This is a genomic window from Bartonella sp. B35(2025) (assembly GCF_053794465.1).
The window spans coordinates 135,172-158,873 of sequence record NZ_CP200035.1; the positions used below are offsets into that span (position 1 = coordinate 135,172).

The following is a 23,702-nucleotide window of genomic DNA, read 5'->3' on the forward strand; positions in this document are numbered from 1 at the left end:
AATCGAATAGGAAAATAGACAAGATCATGGTTAATAAAATTACTCCAGTCTCTCCTTTTGATTATATTATTTTTGGTGGTAATAGCGACTTAGCATTCCGCAAACTTATACCTGCTTTGTATCATTGTCAGTGTATCGGTCAATTTAGTGAGCCAACGCGCATCATTGGAACTTCGCATTCTTTATTGAGTTGTGAAGAGTATCAAAATTTCGTTTATGCTTCTTTAGAGAAATATATTTACCCAAAAGATCTCAATAAAATTGAACTCAATCGTTTTCTTGCACGTTTAACCTATGTTGCTGTCGATATTAAATCAAACAAGGGATGGGAAGATTTAGCTTTGCTGTTATCACAAGATTCAGCTGATATTCGAGCTTTTTATTTAGCAGTTGATTCGGTGCTTTTTGGTGATACCGTTATAAGATTAAAACAAAATGACTTGGTAACACAAAAAACACGAATTATTATTGAAAAACCGATTGGACGTGATGTAAAAACAGCAGTCAAATTGCATGATACATTTGCAGAAGTATTTGATGAAGATCAAATTTTTCGTATTGATCATTATCTTGGTAAGAGAACTGTTCAAAATTTGATGGCATTACGGTTTGTTAATACGCTTTATGAGCCATTATGGAATTCTAATTATATTGATCATGTTCAGATAACGGTTGCTGAGTCTTTAGGAGTGGAGGGACGTACAGAGTATTATGATAATGCAGGTGCTTTACGTGATATGGTACAAAACCATATGCTGCAATTGCTTTGTTTAGTTGCTATGGAAATACCATTTATCAATAGCACAAATGCTGTGCGTGGTGAAAAACTTAAAGTTTTACATTCTTTAATACCTCTTAATGTCTATAATGTAGCGCAAAATACTGTACGTGGGCAGTATCTTGCTGGTACATTGGAGGGTATTCCTGTAAGATCTTATCTAGATGATTTAGGTAAAAAAGCCAGTAAGAGTGAGACATTTGTAGCGCTTAAGATTAATATCGATAATTGGCGTTGGGCAAATACACCTTTTTATTTACGAACTGGCAAACGCATGTTTACACGTATGTCTGAAATTGTTGTAGTTTTTAAATCTATTCCTCATAATATTTTAAGTATAGATTCGGGTAAAACTTTTTCTAATTGGTTAATCTTTCGTATCCAGCCTAACGAGGGTGTGAGACAGTGGTTGATGATTAAGGATCAATGTTCTGGTGGTATACAGTTTCACCATATTCCATTGGGTATGGGGTTTGCACCTACATTTTCTGAGTGTAACCTTGATGCTTATGAACGCTTATTGATGGATGTTATTCGTGGAGACCAAACGCTGTTTATGTGTCGTGATGAAATTGATGCTTCTTGGCGTTGGATTGATCCAATTCTTGAAGGATGGGATGCAATAAAGCAACCTATTTATGGATATAGTGCTGGTTCATGGGGGCCGTCTGCTTCGGCTGTTTTAATGGAACGTGACAGACGTGCATGGAATAATTTAGTTTAGAGTAATTATAATGCATAGAATGAATATCGATCGTTTAAATTTTGAAACACCTACTGCTTTAGCTTTGGCGTTAGCAGATCGAGTCGCTGCAGAGTTGAGTGTATCTATTCTTGAACGTAAGCAAGCAATTTTAGCAGTTTCTGGTGGAAAAACACCAGAATTATTTTTTTATTATTTATCAAAAGCTGACATTGATTGGCAAAATATCATAATTACTTTGGTTGATGAACGTTTTGTACCTGTTAATCATGAGCGTTCAAATGAGCATATCGTGCGGCGCTATTTATTACAAAATTTTGCAGCGAAAGCACGTTTTGTAGGGCTTTATCATAAAGCAATTACTGTTGAGCTTGCTGCTTTTTCAGCAGCTAATCGTATAAATACTTTACCTAAACCATTTGATATTATTGTTTTGGGAATGGGTATTGATGGACATACTGCTTCTTTTTTTTCTGATGCTGATCGTTTAAAGCAAGCACTTGATCTTCAGACACAAGCACTTGTTTTACCTATTCATGCAAAGAGTGCTCTTGAGCCAAGACTTACGCTAACTTTGCCAGTTATAATACAGTCTCGCTCTATTATTCTCCATTTTGAAGGTTTGCAAAAACGTGATTGTTTTGAAGAGGTGTGTCGAGATGAATCTGAGATAGAAATGCCTATTAGAGCGGTTTTGCGTCATGCGCATCATCTTGTTCAAGTTTATTGGTCGCCTGCAGAAAATGAAATAGGTAAAGTAGAAAATAGTGCAGGTATGGTAGATGTTCAGTCCCCCTTTGATAATGGGATGAACACATAAATAAGGAATGAGTATAATATTTTCAAAAATAATTGTTTCAGCTATATAAAGAATTTTGTATCAACTTTTAGTGTGGATTTATTCAAATAATTTGGCTTACATAAATCATTTTCATGCAACTGATTATAAAGATTCGTTATTCGTGGGTTTATAGAGTTTAGTTCATAAAGATATTCGCACAGTTTTTGGTAAAAAATTCAATACTTACACCATTGAAGCAAATCTTTGACTAACAACGGTGTGGTGTAGGTTTGTTCCTACTATAAATGAAAGTGGTAATCATAAATACAGTGTTTATAAGAGGAAAAGAAAGCCATTTTAATTTGATGACGGTATTTGTGTTTTATTGAAAAACTTGGGTACAGCTATTATTACAGTTTCACTTATTAAATTTACACGTTGGCAAAGTAAATCTTCAGTTTTGGTATTTAATGATTAGGCAAAACTGAAAAAGATTTTTGAAGCTGGGGTGTGAAATATTAAATGGTAAAGACCTTATAACAGCCTATTTGTTATAAGGAGTAAAAAGTAAATGGTTTGTCAGAGTTGCATAAGTTAATGATAATTTTAAGTAATTTACAAGATTGAAGGCAAAAGGTGATATTAGTAATAGATGGTTGTATACCAGATATATCAAGAAAAATCTCTGCTGCAGGCTATGTGATACTGGATTTTGGATAATAGTTCCATTGCATGTTTGTAGTATGGTGACATCGTTTATTTTGATATGTATGCGAGTAAGGCATCTATTTGAGGAAGCATAGTAAAATTTAACATATGGGGGGATTATGATTTTTGATCATTTCCAATAATGAATACAGTGTTTGGCATAAGATTTTTCATATTTTTCTTTAATTAGTTAATTATATAAATCAAAGGCTATCTGTTATTATGACATGAATAAAGTGCAAAGAGTAGAAGAATGAAATGTGATGAAAGCGTGTATAATCTTTAGAATTTGGGTGTGGGTAAATTATGGAATCGAGTAGCAGCTTTGAGTGTATTAACCATAAGCATAGCAATCGTCATAGGTCCAACGCCTCCTGGAACAGGAGTGATAGCAGCAGTTTTTTCTTTTATTTCTTCAAAATCGACATCACCGACAAGACGTGTTTTGCCTGCACCTTTTTCTGGTGCAGCAATGCGGTTAATACCAATATCAATAACAACAGCACCATTTTTAACCCAGTCTTTTTTAATCATTTGCGGTTTGCCTACAGCAGCTACTAAAATATCGGCACTACGACACACATCATCAAGATCATGGGTATGACTATGGGCGATCGTCACAGTGGCATTAGCTGCTGTTAAGAGGGCTGCCATAGGTTTTCCAACAATATTAGAACGCCCAACAACAATGGCATCAAGACCAGATAAATCTCGCCCACATTGTCTTTCAATCATTATCATAGCACCAGCTGGTGTGCAGGGAATGATAGCGTCTTCAAGTGCATTAGCTGCGAGTTTCCCTATATTGATATAATGAAAACCATCAACATCTTTTTGGAAAGCGATAGCTTGTGTTATGTGACTTGTATTAATATGGGCAGGTAAGGGAAGCTGTACCAAAATACCATGGATTTTAGGATCAGAATTCAATGTCGCAATGAGTTGAAGGAGTTCTTTTTCTTGTATATCTTTGGAAACCATATGTTTTATTGAAAAAAAACCACATTCTTTGGCTTTTTTACTTTTTGATGAGACATACACATGGCTTGCAGGATCATCTCCAACAATAATAACAGCGATACCAGGTTGTATATTATAGTTGTTGCGGAGTTTTTTTGTTTCAGCTTTAACCTTTATAATAATCTCTTCAGCAAGTTTTTTTCCATCTATAATATTGTTCATGGGAAAGATCCTTTCGATAGGGCTATCGGTTTTTTGTAAAGCATTTACTAACAATCCCATAGAATTTTGTAATAATATTGCTTTGAAAATGGTAAATTGGTTTTATAGTATTGCGTATTTTTTAGAAGACTTTAGAATAATTGTTTTGTTAGGAAGCAGCAATATTGCCGTCCCAATAAACTTTGGATAAGAACAAAAAATAGTTGGATTATTAAATAATATATAGTTAATTTTATGATTATAAAAATTTTTTTAATGGTATTTCACCTTTATTTTTAATCTTTTCTAGAAGCACAAGTATAGAGAAGGATTGTATAACCGGAATAGCAAATTTTTGAGTAGTTCTTTATTTAGAATTGGTGTGCTCATTTTACCATCTTATGTAAAAAATACAGTATTTATTGAGTATAGGATTAGAGTATATAAATGAGCTATAATATGCAATTATATATAGTTCATATTGTTTAACCTCCTTACTTATCCTAAAGTGCTGCTTTTAGACATTGTTTGAACATCAAAAATTTATAGTGTTATACTGTTGATGAAAGCTAAATTCGGCTTTACTATGACAATATGAACATTTGTCGATTGTTGATCAGCAAATATAGGGTGAGTTAGTATCAAACATATCTTCTATCTGGCTGTTAAAGTGTGATTTGAATCACATTCAGATAAGGTATTAAAAGATAATTTCTTTTAATTAAGTGAAGATGCTCTATGAAAAGAACTTAATTGCTGAGATATATAAAAAAGATTTTCAGATGGTATAATGAATGGTGTTAGAATTATTGATGTATACAGCAGATTGAAGCATGTTTATTTAGGAAGCAATTGTATCTTCTCTTGTTAAGAATCAGTAAGATAAATTTATATTACATATACTACAACTGCAAAAAAATAATAAATCTATTCAGTATCTTATTGAATAGTTTTTTTGTGTTTTTATCTTTTCTCATAGCTTTACACGGAGGGAATACGGTCTATGGTATTTACGATTTTAAAAGATATCAATACAGATTGATCTTTGTTTTTTTATTATTGGTGAAGAGCTTAGAAAATTGCTAAAAATGCTGTATTTTGAGAATATGGTGGTACGTATTTATTGAATCTGAGAAGAAATTCCATAGCCGTCTTCAGTGATTGTATGCTTTCTATCTGCTCCAACAGAGCCAATTCCTATGGTGAGTAGAACAAAAGCTAGAATGGTGGCGACAGTAATAATTGTGGCTTTTTTAGCAGACATATTTTCCCTCCAATTATACAATAAATCGCTGAATGATATATCATCATAAATTTATCTGAGGACAAAATCACTTAATATTCCATTGGTTCCATTATTATCTCATAAAACTAAAAAATTCTATAATCTTTTATTACATTATAGTTTCTATAGGCATGATTTTATTATCATTTATTTTTTTCATTTTCTTGACGATTGTCATCATCTCTGGCACAAATTTTTTATGCGTATAAATTATAAACTTAAAAGATTATTTATTCGACAGCCACTTGCTTTGAATGAAGAAATAAAGATAGAAGGTTCACAAGCTTCTTACCTGATACATGTATTACGTATGCAAGAAGGAGCTAAAATTTTACTTTTTAATGGACAGGATGGTGAGTGGCTTGCTAAACTTATCATCATTAAAAAAAAATTTGTTGTAGTTCAGCTTATTCATCAAGAAAGATTACAAACGGTACCTTCGAATCTTATTTACTGTTTTGCTCCACTCAAAAATGCGCGTTTGGATTATATGGTGCAAAAAGCTGTAGAAATGGGGGTATCGGTTTTGCAACCTGTTGTAACACATTATACACAAGTTACTCGTATTAATATGGCACGTATGAATGCTAATGTTGTTGAAGCATCTGAACAGTGTGGTATTTTATCTTTACCTGAATGTGTATCTGCAGTGTCGTTAACAGAACTTTTAGCACGTTGGAATAAGGTGCAGCCTTTGTTTTTTTGTGATGAAGCACACGAATCACATAATCCATTACCTTCTTTTAAACAATGTGGAATTACTGTTCCAGGTATTTTGGTTGGACCAGAAGGTGGATTTAGTGAAGAGGAGCGAAGATTTTTAAAGAAGCATTCTTTTGTGATTCCGATATCATTAGGTCCACGTATTTTACGTGCGGATACTGCAGCTGTTGCTGCTTTGGCTCTTCTTAATGCTACTGTGGGGGATTGGTCAGTTGATTGAGAAATTTGTAAAATAATTATAAACGATTCATATAAAATAATGGAATCAATGATAGGATAAAATAATTTATGGCTCTTGATATAACTAATGAAAGTGAAATTTATAACTTAGATTCCTTGGTTAGCTATTTCCAAGGGGGGTGTAAAGCAGCAAATGAGTGGTGTATTGGTACAGAACATGAAAAATTTCCGTTCTATATAGATAGTCTTCATCCTGTTCCATATGAAGGTAAGAGAGGAATTCGCGTACTGTTAGAGAGAATGCAGAGAGTTTTAGGATGGAAATCTATTTACGATGAAGGGAATATTATTGGACTCGTAGGATCAATTGGTCAAGGTGCTATTTCTTTAGAACCTGGAGGGCAGTTCGAATTATCTGGTGCGCCATTGAAAACGGTTGACCATACTTATCGCGAGGTGATGGAGCATTTAACTTTGCTCAAGAAAGTTTCAGAGCCATTGGGCATTGGTTTTCTTGGTATTGGTGCTAGCCCAAAGTGGACATTAGCTGAAACTCCGAGAATGCCTAAGTCACGTTATCATATTATGGCCAATTATATGCCAAAAGTTGGTCACAGCGGTCTTGATATGATGCACAGAACATCGACCATTCAGGTTAATCTTGATTTTTCATCTGAAACTGATATGCGACGAAAAATGCAAGTATCAATGAAGCTACAGTCTATTGCAACAGCATTATTTGCTAGTTCACCTTTTACTGAAGGTCGCCCAAATGGCTTTTTATCTTGGCGTTCTGAAATTTGGTGTGATACTGATAATCAGAGATCTGGGATTCTTCCTTTTGTATTTTCTGAGCATTTTGGATTTTTGGATTATGTTGAGTGGGCACTTGATGTACCAATGTATTTTATTGTACGTGATGGCCACTATTACGATTGTACACATATAACTTTTCGGCAATTTATGAATGGAGCATTAAGAGGGAAGATTAAAAATTCAATGCCTAATATGGGAGATTGGATTAATCATTTATCAACTTTATTTCCTGAAGTGCGTTTAAAACAGTTTTTAGAGATGAGAGGTGCTGATTGTGGTTCCTGGAAGCGTATTTGTGCGTTGTCATCTTTTTGGGTGGGGCTTCTATATGATAGTGAAGCACTTAATGAAGCAGAAGCTTTGACAAAGGATTGGGATTTTGAAGAAGTTTTGGATATGCGCAAACGGGTTCCTAAAGAAGGATTAAGGACGCCCTTTCGCCAGACTATAATTTTAGAATTAGCACGTCAGGCTGTTGCTATTTCATACAAAGGCTTAAAAAATCGCAGGCAGTATAATGAAAATGGTATTGATGAGACAAATTTTCTGGTTCCCTTAGAAGAGGTGATTACAACAGGTCAAACAGATGCCAATAAATTTTTATCTTGTTATTATTCTATTTGGAATGAGTCTGTAGAGCCAGTATTTTTAGAGTATGCTTATTAAAATTTTAATTCAGAAAAAATCTTAATAGGATCATAATTCATTACAAATAAATCCACATTCTATACAGTTAATTAATAAATTGACGCTTTAAAGAAGTACTTTTGCTTACTTCTAATATTATTTTCCAACATTTTGAAATTTTATTTTCTTTTTATTAGCGTTTATCTCAATTTAAAAACTGGTGTGCTTCTGCAATTAACAATTGCCGCATAAAGAGGTATTATTTTATCTTTTGCTTGTCCTAAAAGTATTTTGGTTGTAGCACTATTACACTTAAATTTTTAACGTGTTTTCTTAATTTATGGATATTAATTTTAAAATTTTAACTCCGTTACAAGCCGTATAAACAAGCAAGTTACTAAAATAATCTTTTGTTATTCTTTGCATTCTCCGCTGTAGATATTTTATTATCCCTAGGGCTCATTTTAGATATTGAAACCAATTAAGGCAAAATAAAAAGAAAAATATTTATGTGAAATTGCTTCTTTCTATCCCTAAGAATAGACAAAAAAACTTGTAGCGACGATGAAAACTCCATCCACAACATCTATATAAGCAAAAATTTTCTGATATTATAACTAACCTATTGCTAACGCAATTCTATGATACATTAACAAAAGCCACACTACCTTATAGCAGAAGATCGCCCATTGCTGAGAAGACCTTCTCTTTGTGCACGCTTACGGGCGAGCTTGCGTGTGCGACGAACAGCTTCAGCTTTTTCACGAGCACGCTTTTCTGATGGTTTTTCATAATATCCACGCATTTTCATCTCACGAAAAATGCCTTCACGTTGCATCTTTTTCTTCAACGCACGTAGTGCTTGATCAACATTATTATCACGAACGAGTACTTGCACGACCTATCCTGCTTTGCTTCAACGCCATAAATATCGGGTAAAAACCCCATTTTTTCAAATGCACATTTTAAAAAAATGTATTAAAAACGCACACTATCGTTTCTGTTGCTTACTTATTATAATTAAACAACATACGAAAGACGCATATCACATGTATAGGGTGCTTGTCTATATCGCTTTTTTAAAACTATATTCTTTTTATGGTAAATAACTTTTTATAATTGATAATCGAGTGTACGGGGGAGCTTATGAAAGTCCATAAATTTCATTATTCTTACCAAGATAAATTTTCTCAGCGATGGGTACGCGTGGTAAGCCAGGCATAGTCATGACATTGCCACAAATGACAACAACGAATCCTGCTCCTGCTGAGAGGTGCACTTCTCGTACAGGAATTTCAAAATCGACAGGAGCACCATATTTTTTAGGATCAGCAGAAAAAGAATAAGGTGTTTTTGCTATACACACGGGGTATTCACCATAGCCCTCTTTTTCCCAATTCTCAAGTTGCTTTACAATTTGATCTGGGATTATTGCTCTACGTCCACCATATAATTTTTCTACAATGCAGCTTATTTTTTGAACGAGTGGAAGGTTATTGGGATAAAGAACTTTGAAGTGTGCTTTTTTTTCTTCAATAAGGGTAATCAGTATTTGTGCAAGCTCTATGGCACCTTTTCCACCCTGTTTCCAATGTTTACAGAGAACAGCCTTATGTCCGGTTGCAGCAACTATTTTTTGTAATGTGTTTATTTCAGCATCACTATCAGTTTTAAAATGGTTAATAGCAATGACACAAGGCATATTGTAGTATTCCATGTTTTTAATATGCCGTAAAAGATTGGCTGCTCCTTTTTGTAAAGCAGCGACATTTTCGATTGCTAAATCATTTTTAGTAATACCACCATTCATTTTTAATGCACGAATCGTTACTACAATTACTGCAGCATCTGGTACAATGTTAGCTTGACGGCATTTAATATTAAAAAATTTTTCAGCACCAAGATCAGCTCCAAATCCTGCTTCAGTAATAACATAGTCTGCAAGCTTTAAGGCTGTTTTGGTTGCGATAACTGAATTGCAGCCATGAGCAATATTAGCAAAAGGTCCCCCATGGACAAGAACAGGATTATTTTCAATTGTTTGTACAAGATTGGGTTGTATTGCATCTTTGAGAAGAGCGGTCATAGCGCCTTCTGCGTTGAGATCAGCAACCGTAACGGGTGTTGTATCATAACGATAAGCAACAATAATTTTCTTTAGTCTTTGCGTGAGATCTTCTAGATCTTCAGCAAGGCAAAAAATAGCCATAATTTCTGATGCAACAGTAATATCAAATCCTGTTTGACGTGGAAAACCATTTGTAATTCCACCTAATGAAATAACGATATCACGCAATGCTCGGTCATTCATATCAACGACACGCTTCCAAATAATGCGACGTGGATCAATATTTAAACTGTTTCCCCAGTAGATATGATTGTCTATCATCGCTGCAAGAAGATTATGAGCAGCGGTAATTGCATGAAAATCACCCGTGAAATGTAAATTAAGATCATCCATTGGTATAATTTGAGCATAACCACCTCCAGCAGCACCGCCTTTTATACCAAAACAAGGTCCTAAAGATGGTTCTCGCAGGGTTGCTATTGTTTTTTTACCAATGAGATTAAATGCATCATTTAACCCAATAGTTGTTGTTGTTTTACCTTCTCCTGCAGGTGTTGGATTAATGGCAGTGACTAGGATAAGTCTACCATTTGGATTTTTATTGAGTGATTTTATGTATGCAGAAGAAATTTTAGCTTTGTCATGTCCATAAGGGATAAGATCTTCATGCAAGATACCAATTTTTTGTGCAATTTCAGTAATGGGACGTTTATGAGCAGCATGTGCAATTTCAATATCTGTCTTAAGCATATAAAGCAATTCTTTAAATTTGGTTTTTGGGACACTCAGGTCATCTGTTGTTAGGATCGAATAATAAAATATGGTACATGAAAATATAACATAACATTTCATACCGTATCAATATCGATTGAATATGCTGTGGGAGGGGGTACCAAAGGAAGAAAACAAAAATTAAGAGCACAGATATTTATTATCGGTACAGATAAACAATAAGTGGAATGCTAAACAGTGTATTTCTAAAATGTAAGTCAATATAAATAATTCTTTACAATACATTTTAGTGGGTATGTGAACTTATATCCGTTATTATGAAGCTTATTGGAGCCTGAAAGAAAATTACGTATTCAGAGATTTATTTGTAATACATTATATTTTTTAAAAATAAGGTATTTCATACTCTTTAAGTAGGTAAGTTATTGTTTTGCTTATTTTGATGTATCAATAATTTTATTATGTTATCTTTTTGGAGAGTAATTTATTGAGCTATTGCTAGTTAATGCTTTTAAAACCTATGATATCTTATTATCAGATGCAGTAGGTCTAGATTCTCATCTATGGTTTTTTTCCTTTGTTGGATAAATCCTTTACTTTATTAAAATTTTTATTTTATTTAGCACATCTTTCTGTTGTGCTAATTTAGTATTCTTATTTAGTCGATTAGGTAAAATTTTATTACCATTTCTGTCAGAATTATTAGAACCATAAGCTATTAATTTTTCTATATTTTCAAAAATATCAGGTTGAATGCTGCATTTATTATATAGAAAATACTGTTTTCATCTTTCATTTTATTTTTAGTGTATATGTGGGGAGATATTTTCTTAAAATTACATTTTATGGAAAAATAAAAGAGGAATTTTGAAAAAAGATAATAAAAGCTGTTCAAAGGCTTTCGAAATATCTTGAAATAGGCATTTTTAAAACATCTAAAATCTCTAATTAGGTATTTAAAAAGGTTTTAATAATTTAAAATTCTGGCTAGATATGGTGATAAAAAGCTAGCTGCATATTCGCTTTGATCAAGAATCACTGTCTGGTTTAAGATTTTTGAGGGAAATATTTTTTAGATTGTGATGTAAGAAACACTCCAAAATATGTACTTCCAATTGTGTAGAAAAAAGTAAATCAACAAATAGATTAATAAAGACAAAATAGTAACATACTGATTATACATCATTATTTTAAAAACAATGGCGCACCCGAAGAGATTCGAACTCCTGACCCCCAGATTCGTAGTCTGGTGCTCTATCCAGCTGAGCTACGGGTGCACATTCTCATTGTTTATCTTTAAGATATTGGGTTCCTAATCGTTTCGCCAGCAAATTGCAAGTAAAACTTGCTCAAATGAGGATTTTATCTATTGGAAGATTACACATTTTTATTTAAAAATAATAAAAGTGTTACATTATCTGCAATGCTTTCATATATTACATGAATCTTAATCTGTTAGTCTAATAATAGAAATTTCAATATCAATAACAGTACATTATACGATTTTATTTATGAATAATAATTAGGTATACATAGGATATACTTTGTACAGTAGAGTTAAAAATACACTACCCATAGCTTATTATTTATATAAATCAGTTTAAGGTTATTTTAAAATATTTTTTATATTGACTGTAAGTTTTTTATATTAATTATGAGGTAAGGATAGATGTATGGAATTGCTGAAAAAAAATGTTTTATTGGTGCTTTTAGCTATCATTTTGGTGATTTTTTATTTTGTATCAAAATACAGCCCAGAAAAATCTATTTCTACAACAGATAAAATAACAAATATATCGCGTGAAATATCAGAAAATCAAACGAAAATTCCTCCTGTAAAGGTTGTTGTTGATTTTGTTAAAGTCCAAGATTTTTATGAACAGCTTAATGCTCTTGGCAATGGGCGAGCACTTGCTGCAGTCGAATTAACTCCTTGGTCATCAGGTGTTATTGATAAATTTTTTGTGTCGGCTGGAACAAAAGTGAAAGTGGGTGATTTGATTGCCAAACTTGATTCTAAGAAAGAAGAAATAGCAGCTTTAAGAGCAAAGGTTCAGAGTGATAATAGTGAATTAACACTTTCTCGTATTCTAAAATTACGTGCTAGCAAAACAGCAACGGAAGTTCAGGAAATCACAGCACGATTAGAGTTAGATAATGCAAATTTGGCTGTACGTGAAGCTAATTTAGCACTTGATCGACGAACAATTCGTGCTCCAATTAGTGGGGTTGTTGGTATTTTGCCTATTGATGTGGGTAATACTGTTACTCTCAATACTGTTATAGGCCGTATCGAAAACAGAGAACATATTTTGGTTGATGTATGGGTACCCGAACGCTACGCATCGCTCCTTCATAAGGGAGATGAAGTGATGGTGATGTTAACAACACAGCCAGATAAAGCATTTGTTGGTCATATTTATGCACTTGATAATATAGTTGATGTAGCAAGCCGTACATTGCATGTTCAGGTTGAAGTTGAGAATGAAAAAGATGTACTCATGTCTGGGATGTCTTTTTCTGTTATGTTTAAATTTCATGGTGGTTCTTTCCCTGTCATTAATCCTCTTGCAGTTCAATGGAACAATAAAGGATCATTTGTTTGGCGAGTAAGGGAAGGAAAAGTAGAGCCCATACCAGTATCGATTATTCAGCATCAAGCAGATCAAGTGTTTGTTAAGGCTCCTTTAGAAAATGGTGATCAAGTTGTTATTCAGGGGGTACAAACGCTTCATTCAGGAAGTAAGATTATTATTGATAATCCAGAATCCCATCAATAGAAATTTTTAGCAATTCAGAGATAGGATGTGCAATGAATCAAGGATGTAGCACGAAGCGACCTATGAATCAGGTAGAGAAAAGCAGTATAATTGCATTCTTTATTCGAAGGCCGGTTTTTACTTTTGTTTTTAATGCCATGATTGTAATTGCGGGGATTGTTGCATGGCTGAGCGTCGAGGTACGTGAATTACCGGATGTAGATATCCCAGTGGTAACAGTTATGACGAATTTTTACGGTGCCTCAGCGGAAACAATTGATCGTGAAATTACAAAAACTATAGAGGATGCTGTTTCTCGAGTTTCAGGGATTAAGACGATTTCTTCGACGTCTTCTTTTGGCCGTTCTCGTATTGAGATTAAGTTTAATGTTGGTGTTGATCTGAATGTTGCTTCTTCTGATATTCGTGATGCTATCTCTCGCATTGCCAATTATTTACCAAAAGAAGCCGATTCTCCTCAAATTATTAAAGCAGATTCAAATGCTGCTGCGATGATGTATTTGGTAGTAACTTCACCAACAATGAGTATTGATGATTTGACAATGGTTGTAGATGATCAAATCGTTGATGTACTATCTTCTGTTGATGGTGTTGGTGATGTGCAGGTTGATAATGCGCGTAAGAAAATTTTTCAAATTGATATCGATCAAGCAAAGCTTGCTGGCTATGGATTAACTGTAACAGATATTGTGCGTATCCTTTCTGACATGTCTATAGATGTACCTGTGGGATCGTTACGTAATTCTAAAGAGATACTAATTGTTCGTGCTGCTGCTCGATTGACTACACCAGAAGCTTTTGAACAGGTTATATTAAAACCTCATGTAAGGATTGGCGATGTTGCACATGTGACTTTGTCTCCTGATGTAGAAACAGTTATTCTCCGCGTTAATGGAAAGACAGGAATTGGGTTAGGTATTGTGCGTAAGGCGCAATCTAATGTTCTTGATATTTCCAAAGGTATTCAAAAGGCTCTTGATAACCTCAAAATTATGCTGCCTACTTCTGTGCAAATAAGTATTATTAGTGATGATGCTATTTTTATCAAGAGTGCTCTTTACGAAGTTGAAATTGCATTAGCTATTGCTGTGCTCATTGTGATTGTGGTTATTTTTCTTTTCCTTAGAGACATTCGTGTAACACTTATTCCTGCTTTATCCATTCCGGTAGCTTTAATTGGAACAGTTGCTGCGATTTATCTTGTAGGCTTTTCTTTGAATATTCTTACGTTTTTAGGGCTTGTTTTGGCAACTGGTCTTGTTGTGGATGATGCAATTGTCGTTCTTGAAAATATTGTTCGACGACGCAATATGGGATTTGATCCTGTAGCATCGTCAGTGTTAGGAACACGAGAAGTATTTTTTGCTGTTTTAGCGACAACATTAACTCTAGTAGCTGTCTTTATACCTATTTCTTTTCTTCCTGGACAAATTGGAGGACTTTTTAGAGAGTTCGGTTTTGTATTAGCGGTTTCTGTTTTACTTTCTTCGGTTGTTGCTTTGACTCTTTGTCCTATGCTTGCTTCGCGTTTTCTTCAAGAATATGTTGAAGATAATGGAGAGCGTATGCGTTATCTTGTTTTTTTGAACAAATTAGCTGCTTTTTTTAGTGAAAATTATGCTCGTAATTTGCATAGGTGCTTGGAACGGCCTTGGATGGTTGTTTTCATTTCACTTGTATTTTTTTGTATCTGTATTGGGGGTTATATGAAATTACAGCATGAATTAACGCCAGAAGAAGATAGGGCAGCCGTTCTATTAGTTATTAATGGACCACAGGGGATTTCAACACAATATCTAAATGAGCAGGTAGAGAAAATTGAAAAAAGTTTACAACCATTGCGTAATTCTGGTGAAATTATTAATAGCTACTCCATTGCAGGAATCGGTGGTTCATCCAGTAAAGCTTTCCTTATTTTATTACTTTCATCTTGGGAAAAACGTTCTCGTAGCCAACAAGAAATTGTGAAAGATATTAATAAAAAAGTAAAGCAGTTTCCAGCAGTATTCGTATTTGTTGCACAGGGAAACTCTTTAGGTGTCCGTGGGACTGGCCAAGGATTACAATTTGCAATTCTAGGAGATAATTATATAAAATTACAGTCGGTTGCTGACAAGCTTTTAAATTCTTTGCAAGCTGACCAACGTTTTATTCGTCCCCGACTTATTGTGGATGCAACGCAATCGCAGTTTTTTGTCGAAATTGATCGAGAAAAAGCTTCTAATTTAGGCGTTGATATTATCAATTTGGGCAATACGTTGCAGGCAATGTTAGATGGGAAAAAAATTGGTTCTATTTACATAGATAATCATTCTTATGATGTCAAACTTACATCACGTAAAAATCCTATCAATAATCCTACTGATCTAGAAAATGTTTTTTTAAAAACAAATGATAACCGATATGTCCCCTTGTCAACTGTTGCAAACATGTACGAAAAAGCGACTGCACCTCAATTGAAACGGGAGGAACGTATGCGTGCTGTTATTTTAAGTACAAATCTTTCTGAAGGTATCACTTTAGGGAGTGCTTATCGGATTGTACAGGAAATTGCTGCTCCTTTGTTATTGGATGAAAATTATATTGTTCCTTTAGGAGAAGCTGCGACTTTTAATGAAACATCTTCTAATTTTATGATTGTTTTTGGGATTGCTTTTTTAATCATTTTATTGATTTTAGCTGCACAATTTGAAAGTTTTATTTCGGGATTTATTATAATGGCTACTGTGCCATTGGGGCTTGGATGTGCAGTAATTGCTATGCTTTTGAGCGGTGTTAGTCTCAATGTTTATAGCCAAATTGGCTTAATTTTGTTGATTGGTGTTATGGCTAAAAATGGTATTTTGATTGTTGAGTTTGCAGATCAGTTGCGTAGTCAAGGTAAAAGCGTACGTGAAGCTATAGAGGAAGCGGCTAATATTCGCCTTCGTCCAGTTTGTATGACAATGATTTGTGCTGTTTTAGGGGGAGTTCCTTTGATTTTAGCAAAAGGAGCTGGTGCAGAAGCACGTATAGCTTTAGGTTGGGTTATTGTCGGTGGTTTGGGATTAGCAACTGTTTGCACCCTTTATGTAACACCGGTTCTTTACCTCTTTTTGGGACGTTTTGTGAAACACAAAGTAGAAAAGACACATGTTTAATAGGAGAATTTAGCTAGGTTGAATGATTTATCTAGTATAGGAATTTGATGGTTTTTTTATTTTTGTTTTAAAAATGTCGTTTTTGAATTTTATCTCTCTAATTCTACCCTACTTCATTTTTTATGAAAGCAGTAAAAATTAGTTAAGATAAAGGAAGAATTTTCTATCTTGTTAGTGTTTTTGTGTAAATTTCATTATCAATAACCATGGAGGATATGTCCATGGAAGATGTTTTATTAATTCGAAATGAAAAAGCTTTTGAGACAGCTTTGAAAGCTTTAAAAAAACATATTACAAAGGATGGGGTTAGTGATATTCGTCAGCATTTTTTAGAGGATGAACAGCGTTTTTCTCGTTTTTCCTTAAGGCTTGATGATCTCCTTTTTGATTTTTCAAAATGTGGTGTAACATTTAAAACGTTACAACTTTTAGATGATCTTGCCATCGCGGCAGATGTGTTGGGTAGGCGTGAGGCAATGTTTTCTGGTAAGGCTATTAATACGACTGAAAAGCGCTCGGTCCTTCATATTGTATTACGTTTGCCTGCTAATAAAGTTTTCATGTTAGACAATTGTGATCTTGTTCAAGCTGTTCAAGCTGTCCTTTCTCATATGAAAAAATTTTCTGAAATGATTCGTGATGGTAGCTATAAGGGAAATAGTGGTGAAAGGATAGTCGATATTGTGAATATTGGTATTGGTGGATCTGGTCTTGGGCCAGCTATGGTTACTAGTGCTTTAAAACCTTATCATGATGGTCCGCGTTGTCATTTTATCTCTAATGCTGATGGTGCACATATTTCTGATGTTCTTTCTGTTTTGAATCCGGCAACAACGTTGTTTATCATTGCTTCTAAAACTTTTACTACAGCTGAAACAATGGCAAATGCTCAAGTTGCGCGCCAATGGATTAGTTCGCATTTAGGAGAAAAAGCTGTTTGTACGCATTTTGCTGCTGTTTCGAATGCACTCGATAAAGTAGCAGAATTTGGTATAGATCCTTCGAGAGTTTTTGAGTTTTGGAATTGGGTTGGAGGGCGTTATTCAATTTGGTCAGCTATTGGCCTTGTTGTCATGTTGGCAATAGGTGATAAGAATTTCCGCCAGTTTCTCAAAGGTGCTCAGCAGATGGATCAACATTTTAAAACTGCACCTTTACATAAAAATATTCCTATTCGATTTGCTCTTTTAGGGTTCTGGCATCGCGTTATTTGCGGTTATTCATCACGTGCTATCATTCCTTATGCGCAGCGTTTGGCACGTTTTCCAGCTTATTTACAACAACTTGATATGGAATCAAATGGTAAGCAAGTTTCTTTAGATGGGAGTCCATTGAATTTTTCTAGTGGTCCGGTTGTTTGGGGCGATTCAGGAACCAATGGGCAACATGCTTTTTTTCAGTTTTTACATCAAGGAACAGATGTTATTCCTGTAGAATTTATTTTATTTGTGAACGGTCATGAGCGAAATTTACGTCCTATGCATGATATGCTGGTAGCAAATTGCTTAGCGCAAGCAAAGGCTTTAATGAAAGGCTGTAGTGTTGAAGATGCCCGACGTATCCTTGTAAACAATGGAATTGATGAGTGTGAAGCAGATAATTTAGCATTTCATAAAAGCTTTGAAGGAAACCGCCCTAGCATTATGTTGATTCAGGATTTATTAACTCCCTTTTCTCTGGGACGCCTTATCGCACTTTATGAGCATCGTATTTTTGTTGAAGGTGTTTTGATGAATATTAATTCATTTGATCAATGGGGTGTGGAGCTTGGTAAAGAATTAGCAAATGAATTGTTATCAATTATCCGTGGAGAAAACAAAGCTAATAACCGTGATAATTCTACATTAGGATTATTAGCACATATTCAGTCAAGACGCTTAGAATAAAAAAACATTGTTTAAATATTATTTTAACTGATAATTTGGCGGAGAGAGAGGGATTTGAACCCCCGATAGAGTTTATCTCTATGCCGCATTTCGAGTGCGGTGCTTTCAACCACTCAGCCATCTCTCCACATTAAAATGAAATAAAAATTTTATCTTATTTGAGTGTAGATGGGTAGATACCCTTCAATTACTTTTAGTACAACTATTTTTTACTTTTTATGGGATTTTATTGACAGTGACTAGAAATTCCGTCATATATACAAAGAATACAAGCGTGGAGTGATATCTGTGCATGTTTTTGTTTGGAGGGTTTTTACCCTTCTTTTAAAGCCTGTTACGACTGATAAAAAGCAGCCTATTTCCCTTAATTAATAAGGCAGAAATCGAAATAAGAGCTGGATTGAACGAAAGGATAAGAAATGTTCGCAGTCATTAAAACCGGTGGTAAGCAATACCGTATTTTTGCTAATCAGTTGGTCAGAGTTGAAAAAATTATTGGAAATACCGGTGATGTTATTGAGGTCAATGATGTATTGATGATTGGAGAAGGGGATAATGTGATTATCGGTACACCTGTTGTTGCTGGTGCTGTGGTTATGGCTGAGATTGTAGAGCAAACACGTGCACGTAAGGTTATTGCATTTAAGAAGCGCCGTCGTCAAAATTCAAAACGTACTCGTGGTCATCGCCAAGAAATAACAATACTTCGTATTTTAGAAATTTTAACTGATGGTTTAAAATCTAAAAAAGAAGTTACAAAGCCAGTTAAAAAAGAAGCTATTGTAGCAAAAGAAACAAAAAGTGAAACAAAATCTGTTGCTTCTGTCAAGAAAACTACCAAAAAAATTACTAAAAAAGAGGCTGAGTCTCAGAAGGTAGCGGATACAGCATCGAGCAGTGAAAAAGATTAAAGGAGAATATCCATGGCACATAAAAAAGCTGGTGGTTCCTCACGTAATGGTCGTGATTCAGAATCGAAGCGTCTTGGTGTTAAGAAATTTGGCGGTGAAGTCGTTATTGCTGGAAATATCATTATCCGCCAGCGTGGTACGCGTTGGCATCCTGGTGACAATGTTGGTATTGGGAAGGATCATACTCTTTTTGCTTTATCAAAGGGAGCAGTTTCTTTTCGTAAGAAGGCTAACAATCGTTCATATGTTTCGGTCATTCCTATAGTAGAAGCAGCAGAATAAACTGTAATGTGATTACATAACCCAATAATTATAAACGAGTAATTTATTGGGTTTCAGTTTTTAAGCTTTTTAGTATTGGAAGGGAAGATGGGGTATTATCTTTCCTTTTTGTACTCTATAATAGAAGCAGAGGGGGTATGCGTGAAACTAGAAGAGCAGAATTTGGGGAGAGGAATATTTTTTTAAATAATTAAAAGATCTATTGCATATTATTTTTGTGCCAAGGATATTGACATAATGCTAAGTCTTACCGGTAAATTGGCGTATGATAATACTGGTAAATTGGCGTATGATAATACTAATGAGAGCTCACATACTTTTTATCCATTAAAAGATACTAGACAATTTATTTTCGGGTTATTATAGGAAAATTTAATTAAGCTATTTTGATGGTTATTTTGATAAAAACAGATCAGTTCATTAATGCTTGTGGTGTTTGTAAGAGCCTATAATATTCTTTAGTCGGTGGTGAAGATTCATTGGCTAACCATTTAAAAAAGAGATATAGATCATAAAAATTGCAGAAGCATTGGTTAAAGCTGCTTCAAGAGTGATGAGTACTGAGGAGATTTTCGATAAATTTATAGTAAAGCTATTGATATTTAGGAAACTGAGTTCAAAGGTATCGAAATAATTAAGGTATAATTAGCAATATCATAGGTTACTCTTTTATCCACCTACTGTCGAGCATTGTGGAAATGAAACTCTTTCATGCAATAGCAAGGATCAATTTAAGGAAACTTCACTTTTCCATTTTATAGCCTTATTTATCTTGTTTTTCAAAATGTTTAGAAATCACAGTTACTTGCAAAGCTTTACTTAATTTTAGCCGTCGGAGAGTATTGTTTTTTTGTGTATATATTTTTTGGATACACAGATAAGTGGAATTGTGCAGTTGCGATACTTATTTAAAAAAGGGGAATCTATAATAGTGGTTAAGTTTGCATATTTAGGATTGTGTGTCGTGAGATATTTAGCCGTGAAGAATCTTAAAAAAGTAACTTGCGTATAGAGATTTGTAATTAGTTAGAGATGAGCAATAGTAAGCTACTCAGTTTTTTAGGGGAAGAATAATAAAATGTAGGTTACAGTTATAGGTGAGTAGGGAAATTTTATACTTTCTTGCATAAGAAATGATTGCGGTTTATGTTAAATAATTTTGAGCAATAATAAAGTTTTTAAAAATAGCTTTTGGTTGATTAGATATGTAAAAATTTAAGTAATTATTCTAGTGAAGCAAAGAATGAAATCAAGTTTTCTTTTGATCACTTTGAATAATTTATTGAACAGTCGTATCTAATTATTTGGTAAATTAAGTTAGGGTATTTGAGCTTTTTACTTGATAATACTTTATAAAACAAAAGAGAATTATGTAGTTGTTTATCTTTATATTTTAGGAAATGCAACTTTGGAATGAAATTTATAACAAAATATTTTAATTTATTATAAGATGTAAGGAGATAGAAATCTTGTCTATAGAATCTGTCCAACTTACAATTGTTGCGGAATTTCTTGTGTAGGTTGGTGTAGTTGACAGATGTTATCTAGCAAGCATGCTTACACATGAGGCAATAACGAATATTTGATTTGGGAACGATATCGCAGTTCCTCGTGAAATGGATGAAAGTTATAATTTCATTATAAGGGATGCTGTTTTTGTTATATAAATTCCTGCTGGTATTGAGTGGTGAAATGGAGATAAGGTACATTCGATTATTGCCATTATAGCTTTCTTAGGTAACTGTATAGAGATTTGCAAAAAACTGACACATTTTGTATTTGATAAAGAACAACTTGAAATACTTTCAACAACCGTAAATAAACAGCAAATTGTTACAATTTTTTTGGTAAAGATACGAAGATGGGGAAGACTTTTATTGGTGATCTTTCGGTGTGTCAAGAATGGATTTTAGATTATCCAAGTGGTCTTCATGCGCGACCGGCTTCCCTTTGGGTTGATTTTGCAAAAAAAGCTCCGAGCCCTATTAGAGTTCGCCATGGGCGATATGCTGTCGAAATGAAAAACTTGGTTGGTTTATTGCAATTGGGAGCAAAAAACGGTGATATTTTAATTTTTTCAACAGATGCTGTAGAAGGTATACAGCTACTTAAGGATGCGATTTCTGTTGCCAAAAAAGTGAGCATAAGTGAAAAATGTGTAATGAGAGAAATGGAAGCTCAAACTAAAGCTTTTCATGGTTGGTATCCACGTTTTAGACAAAAAAGTATTTCTGGTATTGGAGCAAGTCCAGGATTATCTCTTGGTAAGATTTTTGTTTTAAGGCAAGATAGTGTTTCTATCACAGATCAGCCAGTTAATTTTGTAACTGGTGCTGCATGTCTTGAGAATGCTCTTAAAAAAACAAAGCATAAAATGGCATCAATTATTGATGATATTACGGCTCGTATGGGATCAGATTCTGCTGCGATTTTTTCTGCACAAATGGTTTTGCTTGAAGATGAAAATTTGATAGCTCAAGCTTATCGTTTTATAGCTGAAGGTCACGGTGTGGCGTGGTCTTGGGATAGAGCAGTTCGACAGTTTGTAGATATGTTTTCTAAGGTAGATAACCCTTTATTAGCAGCACGTGCTGTTAATTTAGTTGATATCGGTCGTCGTGTTTTAGGTGAAATTAATCCGTCTTATAAATCATTCTTTTTAAATGATATCCCGCATGGTATTATTCTTGTTACAGATGATTTATCTCCCTCTGATGCAGCTCAGCTGGATTGTAAAAAAGTACGGGGATTAGCAACAGCATGGGGAGGACCCATGTCGCATACAGCTATTTTAGCGCGTACTCTTGGTATTCCAATGGTTGTAGCTTTAGGTGTTGATGTTTTAGCAGTTGATTGCAATATTCAAGCTATTATTGATGGTGATAATGGGTTTATTTATTTTGATCCTGCTTCTAAAGATATTGAAGATGCTCAAAAACAGATAAGCATTGTTGCGAAAAGGCGTGGCAGTGAAGTACGTGTATGTAAATTGCCAGTACAAACGATAGATGGCCAAAGAATTCGTATCATGGCTAATGTTAATTACGCACATCAGGTTCCTGCTGCGCTGGATTTAGGAGCTGAAGGTATTGGATTAATGCGTACAGAATTTTTGTTTTTGGATAGTTTAGATGTTCCAGATGAGGAAGTACAATTTGATGCATATCGGTCGATGATTGCATCTGTTGGAGATAAGCCATTGATTATTCGTGCACTTGATATTGGTGGAGATAAACAAGTTACGCATTTACATTTATCTAAAGAAGATAATCCTTTTTTAGGTGTTCGAGGAACACGGCTTTTGTTACGTCGGCGTGATCTTTTGGTTCCTCAATTGCGTGCTCTATATCGAGCAGCAAAAGAGGGAGGAGATCTATGGATTCTGTTTCCGATGGTCATGTCTGTTTCAGAGATTTTTGTGATGAAAAAGATTGCAGAAGAAATTCGGAATGATATCGGTGCACCAAAATTGAAATTTGGTATTATGATTGAAGTTCCGGCAGCAGCTATTATGGCAGATATTTTGAGTGCTTATGTTGATTTTTTTTCGATTGGAACTAATGATTTAACTCAGTATACAATGGCGGTTGATCGGAAAAATCCTTATCTTGTATCTGAAGCTGATAGCCTTGATCCGGCAGTTTTGCGTATGATCCATCAAACTATCAAGGGGGCAGCAAAACATGAGTGTTGGGTTAGTGTGTGTGGTGGTATGGCTGGGGATCCTTTTGCAGCAATGATTTTGACTGGATTGGGAATTAATGAACTTTCTATGATATCTTGTGATATTTCATCGGTAAAATCATGTTTGCAGGCGCATAGTTTTGAAGATATGAAAATTTTAGCAAAGAAAGCTTTACAGTGCGAAACTGCACGAGCTGTACGTGCTCTCAGTAACGATATAAGATGACAAGGTAATTTCAGCAGAGTTAGATTCTAGTTAATTTTATAATTTTGTGAAACAATTACATTTAGATCATTTTTGTTGGGATGGGGTTTATTATCTTTGTGAAGTATGTTCTAAGATTGGGAAAAAAGACATTAATATAACAGTTAACTGACTGATTATTTTGTTGGATAAAATTAGTTTTGATAGGCTAGTGACAATATTTGATCAGGTGATTCTTGAAGTGTGGGGAGC

At 34.3% G+C, this 23,702-nt stretch carries 13 protein-coding genes, 2 tRNA genes and 1 pseudogene; 10 read left to right on the plus strand and 6 right to left on the minus strand.

The annotated features are described in order from the left end of the window. The first annotated feature begins 26 nt into the window (after positions 1-26). Both zwf and pgl read left to right on the plus strand, forming a co-directional pair. Complete coding sequence (gene zwf / locus V4P56_RS00585) at positions 27-1,502, plus strand: glucose-6-phosphate dehydrogenase (RefSeq protein ID WP_455482169.1); 1,476 nt, start codon at positions 27-29, stop codon at positions 1,500-1,502. A gap of 10 nt (positions 1,503-1,512) precedes the next feature. Continuing rightward, complete coding sequence (pgl, locus tag V4P56_RS00590) at positions 1,513-2,301, plus strand: 6-phosphogluconolactonase (RefSeq protein WP_455482170.1); 789 nt, start codon at positions 1,513-1,515, stop codon at positions 2,299-2,301. Positions 2,302-3,252: 951 nt separating this feature from the next. Here pgl and folD read toward each other — a convergent pair. Then, positions 3,253-4,152 (minus strand): bifunctional methylenetetrahydrofolate dehydrogenase/methenyltetrahydrofolate cyclohydrolase FolD, encoded by a 900-nt coding sequence (folD, locus tag V4P56_RS00595; protein ID WP_455482171.1) that lies wholly within the window; start codon positions 4,150-4,152, stop codon positions 3,253-3,255. Between the two features lie 1,099 nt (positions 4,153-5,251). After that, positions 5,252-5,395 (minus strand): hypothetical protein, encoded by a 144-nt coding sequence (locus tag V4P56_RS00600; protein WP_455482172.1) that lies wholly within the window; start codon positions 5,393-5,395, stop codon positions 5,252-5,254. Between the two features lie 220 nt (positions 5,396-5,615). Here V4P56_RS00600 and V4P56_RS00605 point away from each other — a divergent pair, with 220 nt between their 5' ends. Beyond that, positions 5,616-6,359: a 16S rRNA (uracil(1498)-N(3))-methyltransferase gene (locus tag V4P56_RS00605; protein WP_455482173.1), complete on the plus strand. Its 744-nt coding sequence runs from the start codon at positions 5,616-5,618 to the stop codon at positions 6,357-6,359. A gap of 68 nt (positions 6,360-6,427) precedes the next feature. After that, on the plus strand, positions 6,428-7,801 hold the full coding sequence (locus tag V4P56_RS00610) for a glutamate--cysteine ligase (protein WP_455482174.1): 1,374 nt from the start codon (positions 6,428-6,430) through the stop codon (positions 7,799-7,801). A gap of 625 nt (positions 7,802-8,426) precedes the next feature. Here V4P56_RS00610 and rpsU read toward each other — a convergent pair. The 3 genes from rpsU to V4P56_RS00625 form a co-directional block, all read right to left on the minus strand. Then, complete coding sequence (gene rpsU, locus V4P56_RS00615; RefSeq protein ID WP_455482175.1) at positions 8,427-8,660, minus strand: 30S ribosomal protein S21; 234 nt, start codon at positions 8,658-8,660, stop codon at positions 8,427-8,429. A 246-nt stretch (positions 8,661-8,906) separates the two neighbouring features. Continuing rightward, positions 8,907-10,580 (minus strand): formate--tetrahydrofolate ligase, encoded by a 1,674-nt coding sequence (locus V4P56_RS00620; RefSeq protein ID WP_455482176.1) that lies wholly within the window; start codon positions 10,578-10,580, stop codon positions 8,907-8,909. A 1,182-nt stretch (positions 10,581-11,762) separates the two neighbouring features. Beyond that, a tRNA-Arg gene (locus V4P56_RS00625) sits at positions 11,763-11,839 on the minus strand. A gap of 396 nt (positions 11,840-12,235) precedes the next feature. Here V4P56_RS00625 and V4P56_RS00630 point away from each other — a divergent pair. The 3 genes from V4P56_RS00630 to pgi all read left to right on the plus strand — a co-directional run bounded on the left by V4P56_RS00630 (position 12,236) and on the right by pgi (position 18,368). Further along, the gene (locus V4P56_RS00630; RefSeq protein ID WP_455482177.1) at positions 12,236-13,342 is read left to right on the plus strand and encodes an efflux RND transporter periplasmic adaptor subunit; all 1,107 of its coding nucleotides are present in this window, start codon (positions 12,236-12,238) and stop codon (positions 13,340-13,342) included. Positions 13,343-13,374: 32 nt separating this feature from the next. Further along, positions 13,375-16,482: an efflux RND transporter permease subunit gene (locus tag V4P56_RS00635; protein WP_455482178.1), complete on the plus strand. Its 3,108-nt coding sequence runs from the start codon at positions 13,375-13,377 to the stop codon at positions 16,480-16,482. A gap of 221 nt (positions 16,483-16,703) precedes the next feature. Further along, a complete protein-coding gene (gene pgi / locus V4P56_RS00640; protein ID WP_455482179.1) occupies positions 16,704-18,368 on the plus strand; it encodes a glucose-6-phosphate isomerase in 1,665 nt (554 codons plus the stop codon). Positions 18,369-18,404: 36 nt separating this feature from the next. Here the strand turns inward: pgi and V4P56_RS00645 are convergent. Beyond that, positions 18,405-18,495: transfer RNA gene (locus V4P56_RS00645), tRNA-Ser, on the minus strand. A 292-nt stretch (positions 18,496-18,787) separates the two neighbouring features. On the opposite strand from V4P56_RS00645, the gene rplU reads away from it, so the two are divergent. The 3 genes and pseudogenes from rplU (at position 18,788) to ptsP (ending at position 23,471) form a co-directional block, all read left to right on the plus strand. Beyond that, complete coding sequence (rplU, locus tag V4P56_RS00650; protein ID WP_455482180.1) at positions 18,788-19,279, plus strand: 50S ribosomal protein L21; 492 nt, start codon at positions 18,788-18,790, stop codon at positions 19,277-19,279. 12 nt (positions 19,280-19,291) lie between these two features. Beyond that, positions 19,292-19,561 carry a 50S ribosomal protein L27 gene (rpmA, locus tag V4P56_RS00655; protein WP_455482181.1) on the plus strand — a complete coding sequence of 90 codons (270 nt, stop codon included), beginning with the start codon at positions 19,292-19,294 and terminating at the stop codon, positions 19,559-19,561. Between the two features lie 1,445 nt (positions 19,562-21,006). Next, a pseudogene (gene ptsP, locus V4P56_RS00660) lies at positions 21,007-23,471 on the plus strand (phosphoenolpyruvate--protein phosphotransferase). Positions 23,472-23,702: the final 231 nt, after the last annotated feature.